The 16,677-nt window shown below is 62.8% G+C and carries 15 protein-coding genes; 3 read left to right on the top strand and 12 right to left on the bottom strand.

Features of this window, described 5'->3' with window-relative positions:
• Positions 1-16: 16 nt before the first annotated feature.
• The 4 genes from AB3X86_RS31245 to AB3X86_RS31230 all read right to left on the bottom strand — a co-directional run bounded on the left by AB3X86_RS31245 (position 17) and on the right by AB3X86_RS31230 (position 4,085).
• Positions 17-904 (bottom strand): FMN adenylyltransferase, encoded by an 888-nt coding sequence (locus AB3X86_RS31245; RefSeq protein WP_368598927.1) that lies wholly within the window; start codon positions 902-904, stop codon positions 17-19.
• A gap of 99 nt (positions 905-1,003) precedes the next feature.
• Positions 1,004-2,557, bottom strand: a complete 1,554-nt coding sequence (locus AB3X86_RS31240; RefSeq protein ID WP_176383603.1) for a 4-hydroxyphenylacetate 3-hydroxylase N-terminal domain-containing protein — start codon at positions 2,555-2,557, stop codon at positions 1,004-1,006.
• 39 nt (positions 2,558-2,596) lie between these two features.
• Positions 2,597-3,178: a flavin reductase gene (locus AB3X86_RS31235; protein ID WP_368598926.1), complete on the bottom strand. Its 582-nt coding sequence runs from the start codon at positions 3,176-3,178 to the stop codon at positions 2,597-2,599.
• Positions 3,179-3,326: 148 nt separating this feature from the next.
• Complete coding sequence (locus AB3X86_RS31230) at positions 3,327-4,085, bottom strand: ABC transporter substrate-binding protein (RefSeq protein ID WP_368598925.1); 759 nt, start codon at positions 4,083-4,085, stop codon at positions 3,327-3,329.
• A 6-nt stretch (positions 4,086-4,091) separates the two neighbouring features.
• On the opposite strand from AB3X86_RS31230, the gene AB3X86_RS31225 reads away from it, so the two are divergent.
• A complete protein-coding gene (locus AB3X86_RS31225) occupies positions 4,092-4,307 on the top strand; it encodes a hypothetical protein (protein ID WP_368598924.1) in 216 nt (71 codons plus the stop codon).
• On the opposite strand, the gene AB3X86_RS31220 is transcribed toward AB3X86_RS31225, so the two are convergent.
• Together AB3X86_RS31220 and AB3X86_RS31215 are read right to left on the bottom strand one after the other, a co-directional pair.
• A complete protein-coding gene (locus AB3X86_RS31220) occupies positions 4,282-5,022 on the bottom strand; it encodes an SDR family oxidoreductase (RefSeq protein ID WP_368598923.1) in 741 nt (246 codons plus the stop codon). The two genes, AB3X86_RS31225 and AB3X86_RS31220, sit on opposite strands and share 26 nt — an antisense overlap.
• A 326-nt stretch (positions 5,023-5,348) precedes the next feature.
• Positions 5,349-6,311: a transporter gene (locus AB3X86_RS31215; RefSeq protein WP_176383609.1), complete on the bottom strand. Its 963-nt coding sequence runs from the start codon at positions 6,309-6,311 to the stop codon at positions 5,349-5,351.
• Between the two features lie 753 nt (positions 6,312-7,064).
• On the opposite strand from AB3X86_RS31215, the gene AB3X86_RS31210 reads away from it, so the two are divergent.
• Positions 7,065-7,376, top strand: a complete 312-nt coding sequence (locus AB3X86_RS31210) for a hypothetical protein (RefSeq protein WP_368598922.1) — start codon at positions 7,065-7,067, stop codon at positions 7,374-7,376.
• A gap of 100 nt (positions 7,377-7,476) precedes the next feature.
• Here the strand turns inward: AB3X86_RS31210 and ilvB are convergent, their stop codons facing one another.
• From ilvB to AB3X86_RS31195, 3 genes are read right to left on the bottom strand one after another with little or no spacing between them, the layout of a single operon-like run.
• Entirely contained in the window at positions 7,477-9,342 is a 1,866-nt protein-coding gene (gene ilvB, locus AB3X86_RS31205; protein ID WP_368598921.1) for a biosynthetic-type acetolactate synthase large subunit, read from the bottom strand.
• Positions 9,339-9,593 carry a hypothetical protein gene (locus AB3X86_RS31200; protein ID WP_368598920.1) on the bottom strand — a complete coding sequence of 85 codons (255 nt, stop codon included), beginning with the start codon at positions 9,591-9,593 and terminating at the stop codon, positions 9,339-9,341. The genes ilvB and AB3X86_RS31200 overlap by 4 nt, the downstream gene beginning before the upstream one ends.
• 48 nt (positions 9,594-9,641) lie before the next feature.
• Entirely contained in the window at positions 9,642-10,871 is a 1,230-nt protein-coding gene (locus AB3X86_RS31195; RefSeq protein WP_368598919.1) for an MFS transporter, read from the bottom strand.
• Positions 10,872-11,012: 141 nt separating this feature from the next.
• On the opposite strand from AB3X86_RS31195, the gene AB3X86_RS31190 reads away from it, so the two are divergent.
• Entirely contained in the window at positions 11,013-11,933 is a 921-nt protein-coding gene (locus AB3X86_RS31190; RefSeq protein ID WP_368598918.1) for a LysR family transcriptional regulator, read from the top strand.
• A 64-nt stretch (positions 11,934-11,997) separates the two neighbouring features.
• Here the strand turns inward: AB3X86_RS31190 and AB3X86_RS31185 are convergent, their stop codons facing one another.
• From AB3X86_RS31185 to AB3X86_RS31175, 3 genes are read right to left on the bottom strand one after another with little or no spacing between them, the layout of a single operon-like run.
• Positions 11,998-13,521 (bottom strand): efflux transporter outer membrane subunit, encoded by a 1,524-nt coding sequence (locus AB3X86_RS31185; protein WP_368598917.1) that lies wholly within the window; start codon positions 13,519-13,521, stop codon positions 11,998-12,000.
• Positions 13,518-14,594, bottom strand: a complete 1,077-nt coding sequence (locus AB3X86_RS31180) for an HlyD family secretion protein (RefSeq protein WP_368598916.1) — start codon at positions 14,592-14,594, stop codon at positions 13,518-13,520. The genes AB3X86_RS31185 and AB3X86_RS31180 overlap by 4 nt, the downstream gene beginning before the upstream one ends.
• Positions 14,595-14,606: 12 nt before the next feature.
• Positions 14,607-16,151, bottom strand: coding sequence for an MFS transporter (locus AB3X86_RS31175; protein WP_368599014.1), 1,545 nt, complete (start codon positions 16,149-16,151; stop codon positions 14,607-14,609).
• Positions 16,152-16,677 lie beyond the last annotated feature (526 nt).

Here is a 16,677-nt window from a genome sequence, read left to right as displayed (position 1 = left end):
ATAGTAGTCACCTCAATTACTTTGGATCGGCTGTCGTGCCGACCGCAACGCGGCTCGCAGTCACGCTGGTTCGATCGAGGAACCTAACGGTCATTGCGTCACCGATGACGATCTTCGTGGTTCTCGCGGCCAGCACGCGAACCGCGCGGCCACCGCGGCCGGGTTGTTGCTCGCGTACCTGCAGGATCGCGCTGGTCCATGGCGACGCGCCCTGCTTTTTCAACATGCCGGCGTAGTTTCCGGCGGGGGGTGAACACATGTCACCGGGCACGGTCAAGTCGATTGCATGGCAAGGCGCCGCGAGCAGGCCGTGCACGGTGCCGGGCAACTCGTGCGGACGGGCCAGCATCGCATTGGCCGCGACGATATCGCCTCGCTGGATCAAACGTCTGGTCTCGCTCGACGAGCAATGCGCGCCACCCGCGATGCGCGAATCGAGTAGCAACGGCACCGGAACGACCTCGAACCCGAGTCGGCCGCCGAGCGCACTCAGATACTCGATATCGCCCCGTCGCCCGCTGCCGCACGCAAAGTTCTCGCCGACGACGAGTGAGCGCATGCCCAGTCTGCCCGCCAGCGTTTGCTCGACGAAATCGTCCGCGGACTCTTCGCTGCGAGCCCGATCGAACCGCAGCACCACGCAATAGTCGACGTGGCCTGTGGATGCGAGCAGCGACATCCGACCTTCGAGCGTGGACAGGAACGCGGGACAGGCGGCGGGACGCAAGGTGGCGAGCGGATGAGGATCGAACGTGACCACCACCGTAGGAAGCGACGAGACCGCACCTCGTTCCCGCAACTTCTGCAGCACATGTCGGTGTCCGTGATGGACCCCATCGAACATGCCGATCGACACCACCGACCCCGATAGTCTAAATTCGCGTGGATCGGAGATGACTAGCATTCAAGACTCCCGTTGTTGCGAAAGAACGGTACCGTGCTCATGCACGGTACTCGCATTGCCCGCCGCTCGAGTCACACGTTGATCCGAGCCGTTGACTATTCAGATGGCCATGGTGCCGCTCAATGCCAGCGACTCCTGATGCCGCGCCGAGTCGAGCGCCTTCGCGTAGTCCGCGGTCGCCTTGTAGTCGCTGTCGTCGTCGATTTCGGACTCGATTCCGCAGACGCGCCGGGCGAGCTTCGCGTACGGGCCCGAGCCGGAGAACTCGGCGCGCTGCATCGTCAGCGTGCGAATCGCTTGCAGCGGCGTGCCATTGAAGTTTTCGAACACGAACAGACGGCTGCCCCAGTCCGTCAGGAACAGGTCGCGGATCACTCGGCCTATCTTCAGGCGGTCGTGCGGCTTGCCGACCGGGCCGCTGTTCAGGCGCTCGAACCACGGCTTGAGCGTCGCATCGTTCCACTGCTTCTCGCTCGCGAAGATCAGCGCACTGCGCCCGCACAGGTCGACGAGCTCGTAGATCATCGCCGAGAAGTGCTCAAGATACAGTGCGCGTCCAAAGTCGTAGATGAGAATATTCGGCTTGTAGTGCCCCCCCGGCGTATGAAACCCGAGTTCTTCCGCCGCGATCACGTGCGCGAGCATCGCCTGATGGAACCCGATCAGCTTCGCGACCCGCGTCATCACCGCGGGAATCTTGCTGGTTCCGATATGCTCGGTGATCAGCACAGCAAGGCCCGCCATCAACTCCGCGCGCACCATCTGACGTACCAGTGCATGGTAGTGGAGCCAGTCAAAAACCCGTTGCGGATAGAGCTTCGCATGCTCGGGATTGCCGATGTGAAACACGTGTGACCACGGAATGAATACGTTTTCGAAAAGCGTCATGCCGTCCAGTTCATCCCCCTGCGATGCGAGCGGATGTTCTATCGAGTCCTCCTTCGCGAGGCCTTCCCGGCAGACGATCGTCACTCCCTTCGTATTGACCGGCGTAGCCGCGAAAATAACCTGCTCACCGGGTATGCCAGGCCGGAAGAACACGCCGATATGAATCCAGTCGGCGAATGCGACACCCGTGCCGATCGCCTTGATGCCGTTGACGACGATGCCTTTTTCGTTCTTCTCGACGATCTGAAGGCCCGGCGAGCGTGCCTGTGCGTCAGGATTCGAGCGGTCCATTTGCGGATCGACGAATTGCGGCGCGCAATTGAAATCGTGGTCTTTCGCGAAGTTGACGAAATCGACGATGTTCTTTGCCTTGATATGGCCGTCCGCGCCGATCGATTGCTTCTCCCACGGCACTGGATCGTCGAGGTAAGTCTGCAGCACGTAGTTGTTCACGTCCGGACTACGCGGAAACGACGCGCCGGCCATTTCCCGCATCACCGTTTCGTGATACTTCCGCTTGCGCCGTAGTTGATCCTTGTTGTGATGTCCGTACCATTGCATCGAACGGCGCCCGCCGTTCTCGTCGACGTAGGTCAGGACGTCCTGCAAATCCTCACGATGATGCAGGTCGTAAAAATCCGCGTGACGCTGCGCATAATCGCGCGTTTTCGGATGCGTGGCGACGTTGTCGATCTTTTCGTTTCCCACCCAGACTTGACGCCCGTCATTCAGGGATTCGAGGTATTGGCGACCGGTTCGGATCATGACTATTCCTTTTGCGTAATGAAGTGAAGAGACCGCTGATTAACAGGTGGCGGGGTGAGTCGTTACATAGGCGCGCTGATAGTAGGCAAGCGGCCGGCCGTCGTCCGACTGAATCGTCGCGATCACGCGAGCGAACAACAGGCTATGCGTGCCGAACTCGATCGCATCGACGAGATGGCAATCGAGCGTCATCAGCGCCTGTTTGCAATACGGCGCACCGCTCGCGAGGGTTCCCCACTCGCTGCCGGCAAACCGTTCCTGCATGGTGGCGGCACCGACGCCGGCGAAGAGCTGCGAAAGTTCGCTCTGTTCGGCTCCGAGCCAGTTGAGCGTGAGTACGCCATTCGCCTTGATTACGCCATTGGCGAAGCTTTTGCGGTTCACACAGGCGAGCACGGTCGGCGGCGTGTCGCATACGGAGCAAACGGCCGAGCAGGTCACACCCGCCCTTCCGTTGGGCCCATCGGTGGCGAGAATCGTGACCGGCGTGATCGCGCTGGACAGCGCCTGCCTGAAGTCGGTCGCGCTCACGTCCGCCACCGTCGTCGCCGGCAGATTCGGCTGCAGCGTGGCGATGGCAGAGTCGGATGCCAGCTCTCGTCTTTTCTGCGTGTTAGGCATGACGCGGTCTCCAAATCCAACGTTATGCGGGGGCTGCGTTTCCAAACGCCACGGAAGCGCATCGCGCCCGCGAACCCGGGACGAGAAGGTAAGTGGCGAAGTACTTCGACACCTTCTCCAACTCGACCCGATTGACTTGACTACCCGATTACAACGTCGCCAGGTACATCTCGTCGGCCCCTTTCGTGGCGAGCCCCAGTTCGGCGGCGACCGCTGCCACCCCCCGTTTCGCAAGCGCGAGATCGACCCGGCCATCGGAGGTGAAATGCGGCCGGATGTAGCGTTCGTAGTGTTGTTCCGCTTCGCTGCGCGTGAGTCGCCCCAACATCGACGCGATATGTTCGACCGCGAGGCTCGGCTGTTCGGCGATCGTTTTCAGCGATCGTTTGTACGCGCGTACCAGCGCTTGCAGCGCCGGGTCGTCGAGTGCGATGCGCGAAGGGTCAACCGCGAGCCCCACGGTGGGGATCTGGAAGTGATCGCCGACCCAGGCCAACACCGAAAAGCCTTCTTCGCGTGCCACCTGTTCTGCCGACAACGTGCTGCCCACGTAAGCCGCGTCGATCGTTCCGTCGCGCAGACGCCGCAAATCCATCTGGTAGTCGCCGGGGATTCGCTCGACGCACTCGACGTCGCGATCGGGATCCAGCCCGTGCTTGCGCAACACGATCCGCGCGAACACACCCGGCGCGGTGCGCGCCCCGTGCACGGCCAGACGGCGGCCACGCAGCTGTTCCATCGACCGCACGCCATTAGCGCCGACGAACCAGAACAGCGGTTGGTGCGTATTGACGCTCAGCGCCGTCCATTTGATGCCGTCGGTCATCCGCGACAATAAAGCGCGGCCCAGACCGATGGTTGCGCCGGCGCGCACGCGCTCGGTTTTCCAGACGGCGCCGTCACGCAACGCGACGTGAACGCCTTCATCTTCGAAATATCCCTCCTGATCAGCGACATGCGCGACCAGTTCTTCGTGAATACCCGCACCAACATAAGTCAGGTCGATCGAGAGCTTCGTCATGTGAATCTCCTGTCAGGACAATCAGATGCAATTGAAAGTGTGTTTCGCGAGGCCGTGGATCCGATTCGGCGACCTGCCGTGCTTACTCAATTCCAAAGCCGCCGCTGACGGGAAGGTAGTGCCCGGTGGTGAAGCCCGACGCTTCGCCTGCGAGGTAGACGACCGTATCGGCCACTTCCGTCGGATGCGCGAGCCGGCCCATCGGTATCGATGCCGCGATCGCCTTCAGGCGCTCCGCGGAAATCAGGCCTGCCGAGGTCGCACCTTCGACGGTGGTCGGCGCGACGAGATTGGCGGTAATGCCGTGCGGCGCCAATTCAAGCGCGACATAGCGCACAAACTGGTCGAGAGCAGCCTTCGCGGTGCCGAGCGTGATCATCCCGTTGCGCGGCCGACGTGACAGCAGCGCACTCAGATAGATGAGCCGGCCATGCCTCCGGGTCATCATGCCCGGAACCACGGCCTTGGTTGCCAGAAAGGCGGCGTGCAGTTCCGTATCCAGCTTTCCGCCAAGCTGCTCCCAGCTCAGGTCGGCGAACGAGGTCACGTCATACGGCGTCAGCGCGTTGTGCACGAGGACGTCGACTCCGCCCCAGCGCTCGATCACGTGCTCCACCATCGCGGCGACGTCGTCAGACCGGGTGACGTCGGCTTTAATCGCGATGGCTTCACCGCCGGCCGCAGCGATCGTGGCGACCACGTCATCGGCCTGAGCCGCGCTGTTGCGATGATTGACGACGACCTTGTAGCCTTGCCTGCCCAAGGCGGCCGCAATGGCTGCGCCGATACCTCGGCTTGCTCCAGTGATTAGCGCGACGGACATGGTGTCACCTCCGTGTTGGGATTGATTGGATATTCACAACTGGAGCACGCGCGCGGCTCCGCGTTGGTGTAATTCGTTGTACTCATGTGCGAAGCGACTCCTTATCAGGTCAGTGATGGATGCATCGGCAAACAACGCGCAAATCATGGACACTTATTGCATTCGTCGCATCGTGAACGCGTCGTGTGTCTTTCTGTTATCTACAGTACCGCGTCGATATGTTCAGTACTACGCATGTCGGGTCATGGACACTATTCCGTCGTGGAATGAAGCTCGTCTCTCCTCATGCGATGCGGATCGACGACGAGGCTTCGATCGCACATCTACTATTGAAACGGCATATACATCTGCAGCCAGACGCGGTTTCCTTCTGGCCGGTTGCGGACCATCATTTCGCGCTGGTACTTGAGTGCGACGGAAAACTTGCGATTGCCGTATGCGATCGACGGGCCCACGCCCAACGCCTGTCCGCGGTTGCCATTGCCGTTGACCGGAACGCCGTGTTGTAAATCGTCCGTCGTCTGCTTGTAGAAATACCCGCTCACGCCGACCTGCCACATCGGCGTGAAGCGATAACCGGCGTTGTAGTCGACGATGAATTCATTGCCGGAGTGATAATCGGTAGCGTGATTGACCGAGTTCACGCTGTAAAGCGCTCGCGCGCTGAATTCGATATTCGGCGTCGGCAACCATGTGACCGCGTAATTCGGCTGCATCGAATAGTAGTTGCGGCCGGGATTGACGATCCGGCCCGGGTCGTAGCTGCCTGTCGGGACAAAAAATTCGAGGCCAATCACCTGATGCAGGTTGCCGATATGCCAGCCGAGGAAAAGCGGTCCGAGCGTCAGATCGGACAGCCCCGTCGCATGCCCGCTCTTGTATACCCGACCTTTTGGCGTGTGCGCGTCGAAGTGCACGTCGAGATTGACGAACGGGATGTTGGTCCTCGACTCGAGCGTCGCACCGAACAGCGTCACGTCCCGCCACACGTGCGACAAGCGGAATGCCAATGCCTGCGCATGAAGCGAAAAATCCGATACGCTGCTCGATGGGTCGCCGTTGTTTCCTGCCAGCGTGGTCGCTTCGTAGTCTTGCAGGTAGACATACAAGTGATTGCCTGGGGCGGGCTGAATGCCCGGCAGCAGTGTGTTCACGCCGACCGGATAGTTGTTCCCCCCGCCCTCGGTTGCATGGACGGTTGCTACCCGGCAGCATGATGCAACCGCGGCGCCCGCGATGAGCGGGACGCTGACACACCGACGCAAGCCGCGATACTCGAAAAAGGGCATGGCTTTCCCTTCGCGCTCGTCAGGCAACGCACGGCGCTTTAGATGTATTGCTCTGAGTTGGACTGCGAATGAAGTGCTTGTGAGAGGCCGTGCGCCTCACGCACCAGCCCGGCGATGCGAACCGGGCGTGTACGTGTGCTGTAAGCACAAGCGCCGCAAAGCGTCTGAAGCGCGCTTCGTCGGAACGCTATGAGTTTCGGTCCCGATCGGAATGGACCGGGTAATCGGGGGCGAACATCAGATTGGGGAAATCGGGCTTGTTTGCGGCGGAGGTTCGCGAACCGTTATACGTCATGGGCTCGATTGCACCCGAATGTCCTGCTCGCGAATCGTCATTTCGCAAATCTTCCGCGTGCGGATATCGTCGTGGAATGATGCACGCTGCGGACTCGCGCTCGAGTCCGCGCGGCGCCGCTTGCGGTGGTGATTGCGCGTAGGACATTTCACTTTTCCCGGTATCGGGCAGACCTACTGGTCACCCGCAATGGAGAACGCTCGGGATTTGGCCGTACACCGTGCCTTCCGAACCGTCGCTGTTGGACTACATTAGGCTAGCCAGAATGATCGCTCTATAGACGCGGCGTCATAGACACTATTCCGCCGCGTAATGGAGCGGACCGGCGTAGGACGTAATCAATCTGCCACCGGTCTTGCCAGTAACCGCAGGCAAGAACGCACGCAAGATGACACTATCCAGACAGCCTTGAACTTCAGCGCGATGTGAAACGAGTTAAGGATGCTTCCCCTAGCGAGATGGCTGCCATCCACAGCCTGGCCGAATTCGCGAGCGTCATCGCTGATCTGCGTTTGCTGGAATGGCTCCGCCGTTGCAGGCAATCCGAGGGACGACAGGTAGCGGTCGTGTTCGCTTGCCCATTGCGCATGCACGCGAGTTCAGCCGATGGCTGCTACGATCAGCCCGCCGTGGTCGGCGGCGTTTTGGAGGCGTTCGCCGCCGTGGTCGCCGACAAGGCGGCCCATGCGCGCTCGGCGTTTTCGCATAGCGAGGTTGCCGCCAACGCTGCGGTCGAAATTGTCGCCATTGCTAAGATTCCGCGCGCCTGAGCGGCCCGCACCACACGCAATTGATGCCCTTCCCGCTTCGCGCCCCGCAAGTCGCGACTCGAAGCGCCTAGTGAGCCGGCCCAAAGCCGGCTCACTTCACTTAGAACATATCCGACGCCGCCTGACGCACCGCGTGCTTGCCGCCAGCTTCCTGCTCATTGCGAGAGGGGATGAAAGGCCCGGTGATCATCTCCGCATAGCTTTGTCCCGGCCCGACCATCGGAAACACATCGGCGTTCTGGTCGATCATCACTTCGAGAAAAGCCGGTCCGGGGAATCCGACGAAAGCTCGGAGCTTGCCTTCCAATTCGGCGATCGACTCGACGCGCTGCGCAAACTCGAACCCGTCGGCCTTGGCCGCCATCACGAAGTCCTTCCGATGAAGTGACTTGTCGCTCACGCATAAGCGTCCGTCATAAAAGAGACGCTGCCACTGCCGGATCATCCCGTCACCGACGTTGTTGAGCAACAGCACCTTGATTGGAACGCCATACGTGGTCGCGGTCTCGAGGTCGCCGATATTCATCCGCATGCTGCCATCGCCGTCGATGTCGATCACGAGGGCATCCGGGCGCCCTATCTGCGCGCCGATCGCCGCGGGCAGCCCGAAGCCCATCGTCCCCATGCTGCCCGAACTCAGAAAGCTTCGCGGCTCGACGAAGTCGAAGAACTGCGCAGCCCACATCTGGTGCTGCCCCACGCCGGTAGTCACGATGGCCCGGCCGCCGGTGATCTCGCTGAGCTTTTCGACGACGAACTGCGGCTGGATCAGCGGGCTGTTGCGCTCGTAGTTCATGCCGTAATGCCGCTTCAGTTCGCCAATATGGTCGAGCCACGCCGCCGGAGCCTCGAACTGTGCATCGTAGTCCATCAACGATAGCAACGCGTTCTTCGCATCGCCGACATGGGCCCAATGCGCGCGTTTCACCTTGTTGATTTCGGCCTCGTCGATATCGATGTGCGCGACGTAGCGCGCTCGCGGCGCAAAGGCGTGGGGGCGGCCGCCGGCGACGCGGTCGTCGAACCGTGCGCCCACCGCGATCAGAAAATCGCAATCCTCCACTGCATAGTTCGCACAGGCTGCCCCGTGCATGCCGAGCATGCCAAGGCCCAGTTCGTGTTTTACCGATATCGTGCCGAGCCCCATCAACGAATGCACCACGGGAATCCGGTAACGCTCGGCGAACTGCCGCAGCTCCCGGGTCGCCCCAGCTGTGATGATGCCGCCGCCGACATACAGCAGCGGACGCCGGCTTTGCGCGAGCAAATCGAAAAACTCGGCGCGCTTGCCGTGGTCGAGATGCGCGCCTTTGGCCACCTTGCGAAGACGATCGGAGTAGCCGCGAAACGCGAGCGTGCCCTGCCCCTGCCACCTACCGGTCCAGTTCTGGATATCTTTCGGCACATCGACGACGACGGGGCCGGGCCGTCCGGTGCGCGCGACTTCGAATGCAGTGCGCAGTGTCTGTTCGAGTTTGTCCGGATCGGTGATGAGAAATACCTGCTTCGCGCACGCCGACATGATGTTGAACACCGGCGCCTCCTGGAATGCATCGCTGCCGATCGCGCCGCGCGGCACCTGTCCGCAGATCAGCACGACCGGCACCGAATCGCCGTTGCAGTCGGCGATCGGCGTCACCGCGTTGGTCGCGCCGGGGCCGGACGTGACCATGAAAACGCCGACCTTGCCGCTCGCGCGCGCATAGCCCGCGGCCATGAAGCCCGCAGCCTGTTCGTTGGCCGGTACGACGAGGTTGATCTGCCGTGCCGGATCGTGTGCATGCAGTTCGTTGAAACGGAACACAGCGTCGTAGGTCGGCAGGATTGCACCGCCGCTATAGCCGAACACGGTATCGACGCCCTGTTCGCTGAGCACGCGCAAGATGATGTCGGCACCCGACATCGATTCACCGGCAGACGGTGCTTCATGAATTTCCTGCACGGCAGTTTTCGGGTTTTTGCTCATACCTGACTCGCGTCAAACTGGTCCTCTGGATTCTGACGACAATCGCCGCGGTTTGCCTGGACAAAAGGTTCATCCACGGGCCAGCATGGATCGCATCCGGGCCATCCAACGGCGCGGCGATCCGATCCGGCGAAGCGGTTTCGGATGACGACGTCGACTTCGACTTTCGCGTCGGGATCGACCGACTTCATCGCATGCACGATCGTCGGAGCATCATCTTTACGGACGACAGTTTTCATCGCGACCTTCATGATTCACCTCTGCAGTCAACGACGTTCGAACCAGGCGGTAACGCGCGATCAATCGGGGGTTGCCTCTACATCGACTACCGTTCCCCGATTCGCGCCGATCCAGTGAATCGCGGCGGCGAGCACGCCGAGCGCGATGCCGAATACGACGATGCCGGTCCAGCCATAGCGCGCCATCAGCCAGCCGCTAAGCGTCGCGCCGACCGCACCGCCGAAAAACGTGGCCGTCATATAAAGGCTGTTGATGCGCCCCTGAGCTTTCGGATCGACGGCAAAAGCGCGCGTCTGATTCGATACAAGGCCGGACTGCACGCCGATATCGAGCACGATCACGCCGACGATCAACAGCGTCAGCGAGCTCGCCGCGCCCGACAGCAGTAGATACGCGAGCGTGACGATGCCGATGCTGGCGCCGATCACCTTGCGGAACCCGACGCGATCGGTCGCATTGCCGCCGAGTGAAGCGGCGAACGCGCCGGCCGCGCCGATTACGCCGAAACCGCCCGCCCACGCGCTGCCGAGATGCCACGGTCCGCTCGCGAGAAGCGCCGCGAGATTGACCCAGAACGCGTTGAAACACGCCCACAGCAAAGCCTGGATCAGCATCGATTCGCGAATTGGACGATTGTCGCGCGCAAGCGGCCACAGCGAGGCGAGCAGACGTCCATAGGAGAGGTTTGTCGACGGCACGCCGCGCGGCAGCAGCGCCGCGGCCGCGATCCAGACCGGCACCATGAAGGCCGCTTCGGCGCCGTACACCGCGCGCCATCCGTATGCCGCCCCGATCACGCCGGCGACCGTACGTCCGGCCAGGATGCCGATCATGATCCCGCTCACGACGGTGCCGACGTTACGCCCGCGCTCGCTCGGCTGCGACATGACGGCGGCGAACGGCACCAGTTGCTGCGGAACGCAGCTGACGATGCCGAGACCAAACGACGCCCCGACGAGCGACCAGATGCCGGGCGCGACGGCCGCGGCGACGCCGAACACGCACGCGAGCGCGATCTGGATCAGCACGAGCTTGCGGCGGTCGAACCGATCGCCGAGCGGCAGCAGCAATGCGAGCCCGCTCGAAAAACCGAGCAGTGCCGCCGCGGCGACCAGGTCGACCGTCGTCACGTCGACGCGCAGGCCCGCCGCGATCAGCGGCAGGATCGGCTGCGTGCAGTAAATGTTGGTGATCACCGCGCCGGCGACGATCGCCATCATGAGGATCTTTCCGCGCGACGCGAATGCGGGCGCGGCGGAACGATCGGTGAGGTGGGTTGAGTCGCGCACTGCAAAGCTCCTTATTTTACTCGCTCCGGCTTTTGCGGCGACATGCCGCCCTCCGGCTTCCGGTCATGAACGTTACGCGCTTGCGTTGATCAAGAGAATCCGTCAGGATCGAGATTCATCCTTCCATCGAACGAGAGGATCATGAACCGTCTCGAAGCGATGTCCATCCTCGTCGCGGTCGTCGATGCGGGCAGTCTGTCGGCTGCCGCCCGCCGGCTCGACATGCCGCTCGCCACGGTCAGCCGCAAGGTTGGAGAACTCGAATCGCATCTGAAAACACGTTTGCTTCACCGCACCACGCGCCAGCTATCGTTGACCGAGGCCGGCGCTTCCTACGTCGCCGCGTGCCGGCGGATTCTCGAAGAGATCGGCGAAGCCGAGCGCGCCGCGACGGGCGAATACGCGGCACCGAGGGGCCAACTGGTGGTCACCGCGCCGATCGTTTTTGGCCGTCTGCACGTCGTGCCGGTAGTCGCGGATTTTCTGGCGCACTACCCCGAAATCGACATCGATCTCGTGCTGACGGACCGCATCGTGCATCTGCTCGACGAGCACGCCGACGTCGCGATCCGGATCGGCGAACTCCCCGACAGCACGCTGGTCGCGAGGCGCGTCGGCGTGGTGCGCCGGGTCATCTGCGGCAGTCCCGCGTACCTCGATGCGCAGGGTGTGCCGGCCAGACCAGCGGATCTCGGCGCGCATCGCTGCATCACGTTCGAGGTGCTCGAGTCGACGCGCGCCTGGACCTTCGGCTCCGGCCAGTCGGTGCTGACCGTGCCGGTGCAGTCTCGCCTCACCGTGAACACGGCGGACGCCGCGATCGCGGCGGCGATTCTCGGCGTCGGACTGATACGTGTGCTCTCCTACCAGGTGGCGGACGCGATCCGTGCGAACGAGCTTCGTGTCGTGCTCGATGCGTTCGAATCGGCGCCGTTGCCGATCCATCTCGTGCATGCGGGGCAAACGCCGTTGCCTTTGAAGCTGCGCGCCTTTCTCGACTTCGCGACACCACGGCTGCACGCGCGCATCTCAGGACAACCGATCAGAGCGACCGACGCCTGAGCGCGGCCGCGTCGCGGCGGTCTCCACTCCGGACGCGATTTCCACGACATCGCCGGCGCGTTGGTTACCCGCCGTAGGTCGATTCCCATCCCCCTCCCAGCGCTTTGCAGAGCGTGATCAGATTGGTCGCGGCGGTGGCTTTGCTCGTCTGCAGATTGCTCTGCGCTTCGAGCAGTTGCCGCTGCACGTTCAGCACGTCGAGATAGTCGAGCGCGCCCGCCTTGTAGCGTGCCCGCGCGACCACGAGCGCGCGCTCGTTCATGCTGACGGCCGCGGCCAACCGCTCGCGGCGGCGTTGTTCGGCATCGTAGGTGACGAGCGCATCGTCGACTTCTTGCCACGCCCGCAGCACCGTCTGCCTGTAGACGATGGCGGCTTCCTGTTGCTGCGCTTCACGCAATTGCAGCGTGCCCTTCAGACGACCGCCCTCGAAGATCGGCAACGTGATCGACGGTCCCACGACGAACTGCCCGGACGCCCAGCTGCCGAGATTCGACAATTGCAGGCTCTGCAGGCCCGCGCTACCGTTCAGCGTAATGCGCGGATAGAAATCGGCCTTCGCGACGCCGACCGTCGCGGTCGCCGCATGCAGGTCCGCCTCCGCCTTGCGGATATCGGGCCGGCGCTGCACGAGCTCCGACGGAAAGCCGATCGGCACCTGTGCGGGCAACACCGGCACCTCGCGAGGCGCGGCAAGCGTCTGCCGCAGCGCCCCGGGTTCCTGCCCGAGCAGCAGCCCGATCGCGTTGATCGTGGTCTCGGAGCGCGACTCCAGCGTCGGAATCAGGCTTTCGATGTTTTCCACGTGCGCGGCGGCGTTCGATACGTCGAGATCGGTGGTGACGCCTTCATGCGCACGAACCCGCGTGAGCTTGAGCGCATCATTGGCGATGTCGAGATTCTGTTTCGCGATCTGGAGCAGGTCCTGCGTGTCGCGCAGCTCGATATAGTCGCGCGCCAGCTCCGCGCGCGCGCTCAACAGCACGGCGTTGCGGTCCTCGTACGAGGCCTCTGACATCGCGGTCGCCGCTTCGACGCTGCGGCGCACGTGCCCCCACAGATCGATCTCCCACGACGCATCGAACCCAGCCTGATACAGGTTATAGGCGGGCGAGCCATTGGAGCCCGGCATGGCCGCCACCCCGAGCGGCGCGCTGCCCGAAGCCGATTGCGGCTGGCTCTGCGTCGGGGTAACGCCGAGCAGCGACAGGATGCCGTTTTCGCTGCCGCGTTCGCGGTTGTACGAAGCGGCGCCGTCGAGGGTCGGGTACTCGGCCGCGCCGACCACGCGGCGCTCGGCCCGGCTTTGCAGCAAACGCGCGGAGGCCGCTGCGACGTCCAGATTGGCGTCGGCTAACTGCTTTTCCAGATCGTTCAATACCGGATCGTTGAACAGCGTCCACCAGTCTGGACCGAACTGGGCTTGCACGGCGCGGCTCGGCGACTGCGCGGCTTGCGTGCGCTCGAACACCCGCGGCGTAGCCGTCTGTGGACGTTCGAAGTTCGGACCCACCGTACATGCCGTCAGCGCAATACAGGTCAGAAGCGCGGCGACGACACCGCGCAAGGAGTATTCGCTCGTGTTCATTCTCTTTCCGCTCCCTCGGCCGTGGCTTCGTCACCGTGGCCTACCTTGACTTCCGCCTCGACCGAAAGCCCCACGCTCAATGCCGACGCCTTCGCCTGGCCGCGATCGATCGTGATCTTGACGGGTACCCGCTGCACGACCTTCGTGAAGTTGCCGGTGGCGTTGTCGGGCGCGATTGGCGCGAAGCTGACGCCGGTCGCGGGAGCGAGACTATCGATCCGGCCGCGGATCACGACGCCGGGCAGGCTATCCACCGTCACGCGCACGGTTTCACCCGGCCGCATGTTGGTGATCTGGCTTTCCTGGAAGTTGGCGACCACGTACGCATCCGATAGCGGCACGATCGCCAGCACCGGCGCGCCAGGCGTCACGAACGCGCCGACCCGCGCCGATCGGCGGCCGACCTTGCCGTCGACGGGCGCGCGGATCTCCGTATACGAGAGGTTCAGCTTCGCCTGCTCGAGCGCAGCCTCGGCATGTTGCAGCGCGCCTGCCGCCTTGTCGCGCTGCGTGCGCAGCACGTCCAGATTCTGCTCGGTGGCCAGCAACGCCGCCTGATCGTGCGACTGCTGCGCAAGCTGCTGCGCGAGTGTGCTCGAAGCGCGTTGCTGTTCCTGTGCCGTCCCAGCGCCGGCGTCGGAAAGGTTCTGGTAACGCGACGCGTTAGCCCGAGCAAAACTGATCGATGCGTCGTCGGCACGCAGCGTCCCGCGCGCCTGCTCGACCAGCGACGGCTGCCGCGCAATCTCCGCGTCGAAGTTCGCCACCGACGCCTTCGCCGCGACCACCTCCGCCTCGGCGCTCATCAACGCCGCGCGAAAGTCGCGGTCATCAATGCGCACAAGCAGTTGGCCCGCTTTCACGTCCTCGTTGTCGTTGACCAGTACGTCTGTGATCTGGCCCGGGACGCGCGGCGCGACGAGCGTGAAGTCCGCGGTGACGTAGGCGTCGTTGGTGGACTCGGTACTCGGGCTCGCAAAGAGCCTCGTAGCAGCCCATGCAGCAAGGCCGACGACGCCGATGACCGCGGCAACACGAAAGATCTTCAGTGGGGATGGCATAGTCGATGACATGGAAATCGTTCCTCAATGCGAAGAAGGCGGCGTCGTGCTCCACGGCGGATAGATGCGCACAGGCAACACGGGAACCAGCAGAAGAAGCGCAACGGCAACACACGCCATCACGCGATACAGATCGGCGGAGGTCAGAACCACCGCCTGTTCGTGAATCCGGTGCGCGAGCTGACCGAGACCGTAGTTCGCGTCGACGCCCTGGTTCGCGATCAGTAACCGGTTGCCCAGTTGATCGACCAGCATGCTCGAATGAAAGTGCTCGCGCGCAGTCCCCACAGCTTCGATGAGTCCGCTCGCCAGCGCCGCGGAAAACGTCTTGACGGTATTGAACATCGCCGAAGCGAACGGACCCTCGGTGGGCGGCAGCCCCGTCGTCACGCCCATCAGGATCGACATGATCACCAACGGCTGCGCGACGATCTGCAACGATTGCAGCAGGTAGAAGTTGTCACGAATCCATTCCGACGTCATAAAGCTTCCCAACGCGCAGGTCGCGAACATCAGCGCGAGACCCGTGGCGATCACCCAGCGGTGATCGGCGCGGCGCGTGTTGAGCAAAGCAGCCGTCAGCGGCAATGTGATCAACAGCGGGATGGCCAGAGACAGCGACAGCGGCGCGGTCTGCAGCGGGCGGTAGCCATGCACTTTCGCGAGATACTGGCCCGGAATCGCCGCCATGCCCACCAGCAGGATCACGGTGCCGAGCAACGTCGAAAGTCCATGCGTGAAGTTCCTGCGCGCAAGCAGCTGAAGCTTGAAAAACGGCACCGGCTGAAACCATTCGTTGACGAGAAATGCGACCAGCAACAGCGACCCCGCGCCAAACATCACGCGAATGAACCCGGAGTCGAACCAGTCGAGACGATCGCCTTGCAATAGACCGGTCACGAGCATCGCGACCGCGGGAAATCCAGTCACAAAGCCGACCCAGTCGAACGAGCGAAACCGGTCGAGCTTCATCGGGTCCGCGGGAAGCCCCTGCTGAATCGCTATGCAGCACAGCACGCCTAGCGGAACGATCTGCCAGAACGCCATCCGCCAGCTGACGAACTCGGTCCACAATGCGGCGAGCGGCGTGCCGAGGGCCGGCCCGAAAGTAGCCGTCAGCGCATAGCCCGCGAGGCCATACAGCTTCAGATTGGGCGGCAGATAGCGCAGCGCCACGATGATCAGCATCGGCGGCAGGCTTCCCCCCGCGATTCCCTGCAGGATGCGCAACAGGTACAGAGCCGGCAGATTCGGAGCCAACGGGCACAGCAGCCCTAAGCACATCGTCGCCAGCACCGCGCCAATCGTGAAGCGCTTGAGCGTGAACGTGATGCCGAACCACGGCGCAAACACCATCGTTGCGACGTTCGCCGCTTCGAATAGTGCGGTTAGCCAGGTTGCGTCATCATGTCCGATCAGGAAGGCGCCCTGGATATCCGCCATCGCGGCCGCGGTAACCTGCTCGTTGAGGATCGCCAGCAGCGACGCGAACAGCATGCCGACGAGCCCGAGCGCGATGCGCGCCGTGAAGCTCACCTGCGCAGGGGGCGTCTGGGGCGGCGCCGCCATCACGCGCAAGGGAGCGGGCTCCGGCGATCGCGAAATACTCTGCGCTTCCACTTCAGTCGTCATAGGTTTTCACCCGCTCCCGTTTGGTTAGCTCTACTGCCCGATAGGGATAGTCAGCTGTCGGCTCACCGCGCTTAGCTGCTGTTCACCGATTGCTTAATTGTCAGAGATCGGGACGATTTCCGAAAGCTTCGGCATGTCGGGTTTTGGGCCATCTAGTACGGAAAACTGGCCAGGCCACGCTGTGGCGAACGGCTGCGTGCCGCGCGCGGCACGGGCGCAAAAGCGTGCGTCGCGACGAAACCGGGTGGTTCGTCGCGGGCCATTCCATTCAGTTGCTGGCTTGAGAGTCAGGCGAAACGCCGATGCGCGACCAGCGGTTACCGGCTGGCCGGAATTGACCCAGGTCGTGTGGAAACGCGATGGCATAACGATGCGGCGCGTGAACCGGAGCCCAGCGGCGCGTTCGACTGCCTTCGCAGCCATCACGACGCCGACGAGAAGCTAAATCTCTCTGACGCGTTCC

Source organism: Paraburkholderia sp. BR14374, assembly GCF_040948685.1.
In the GTDB taxonomy this organism is placed as follows: Bacteria; Pseudomonadota; Gammaproteobacteria; order Burkholderiales; family Burkholderiaceae; genus Paraburkholderia; species Paraburkholderia youngii.
This window is presented reverse-complemented; position numbering and strand designations above follow the sequence as displayed.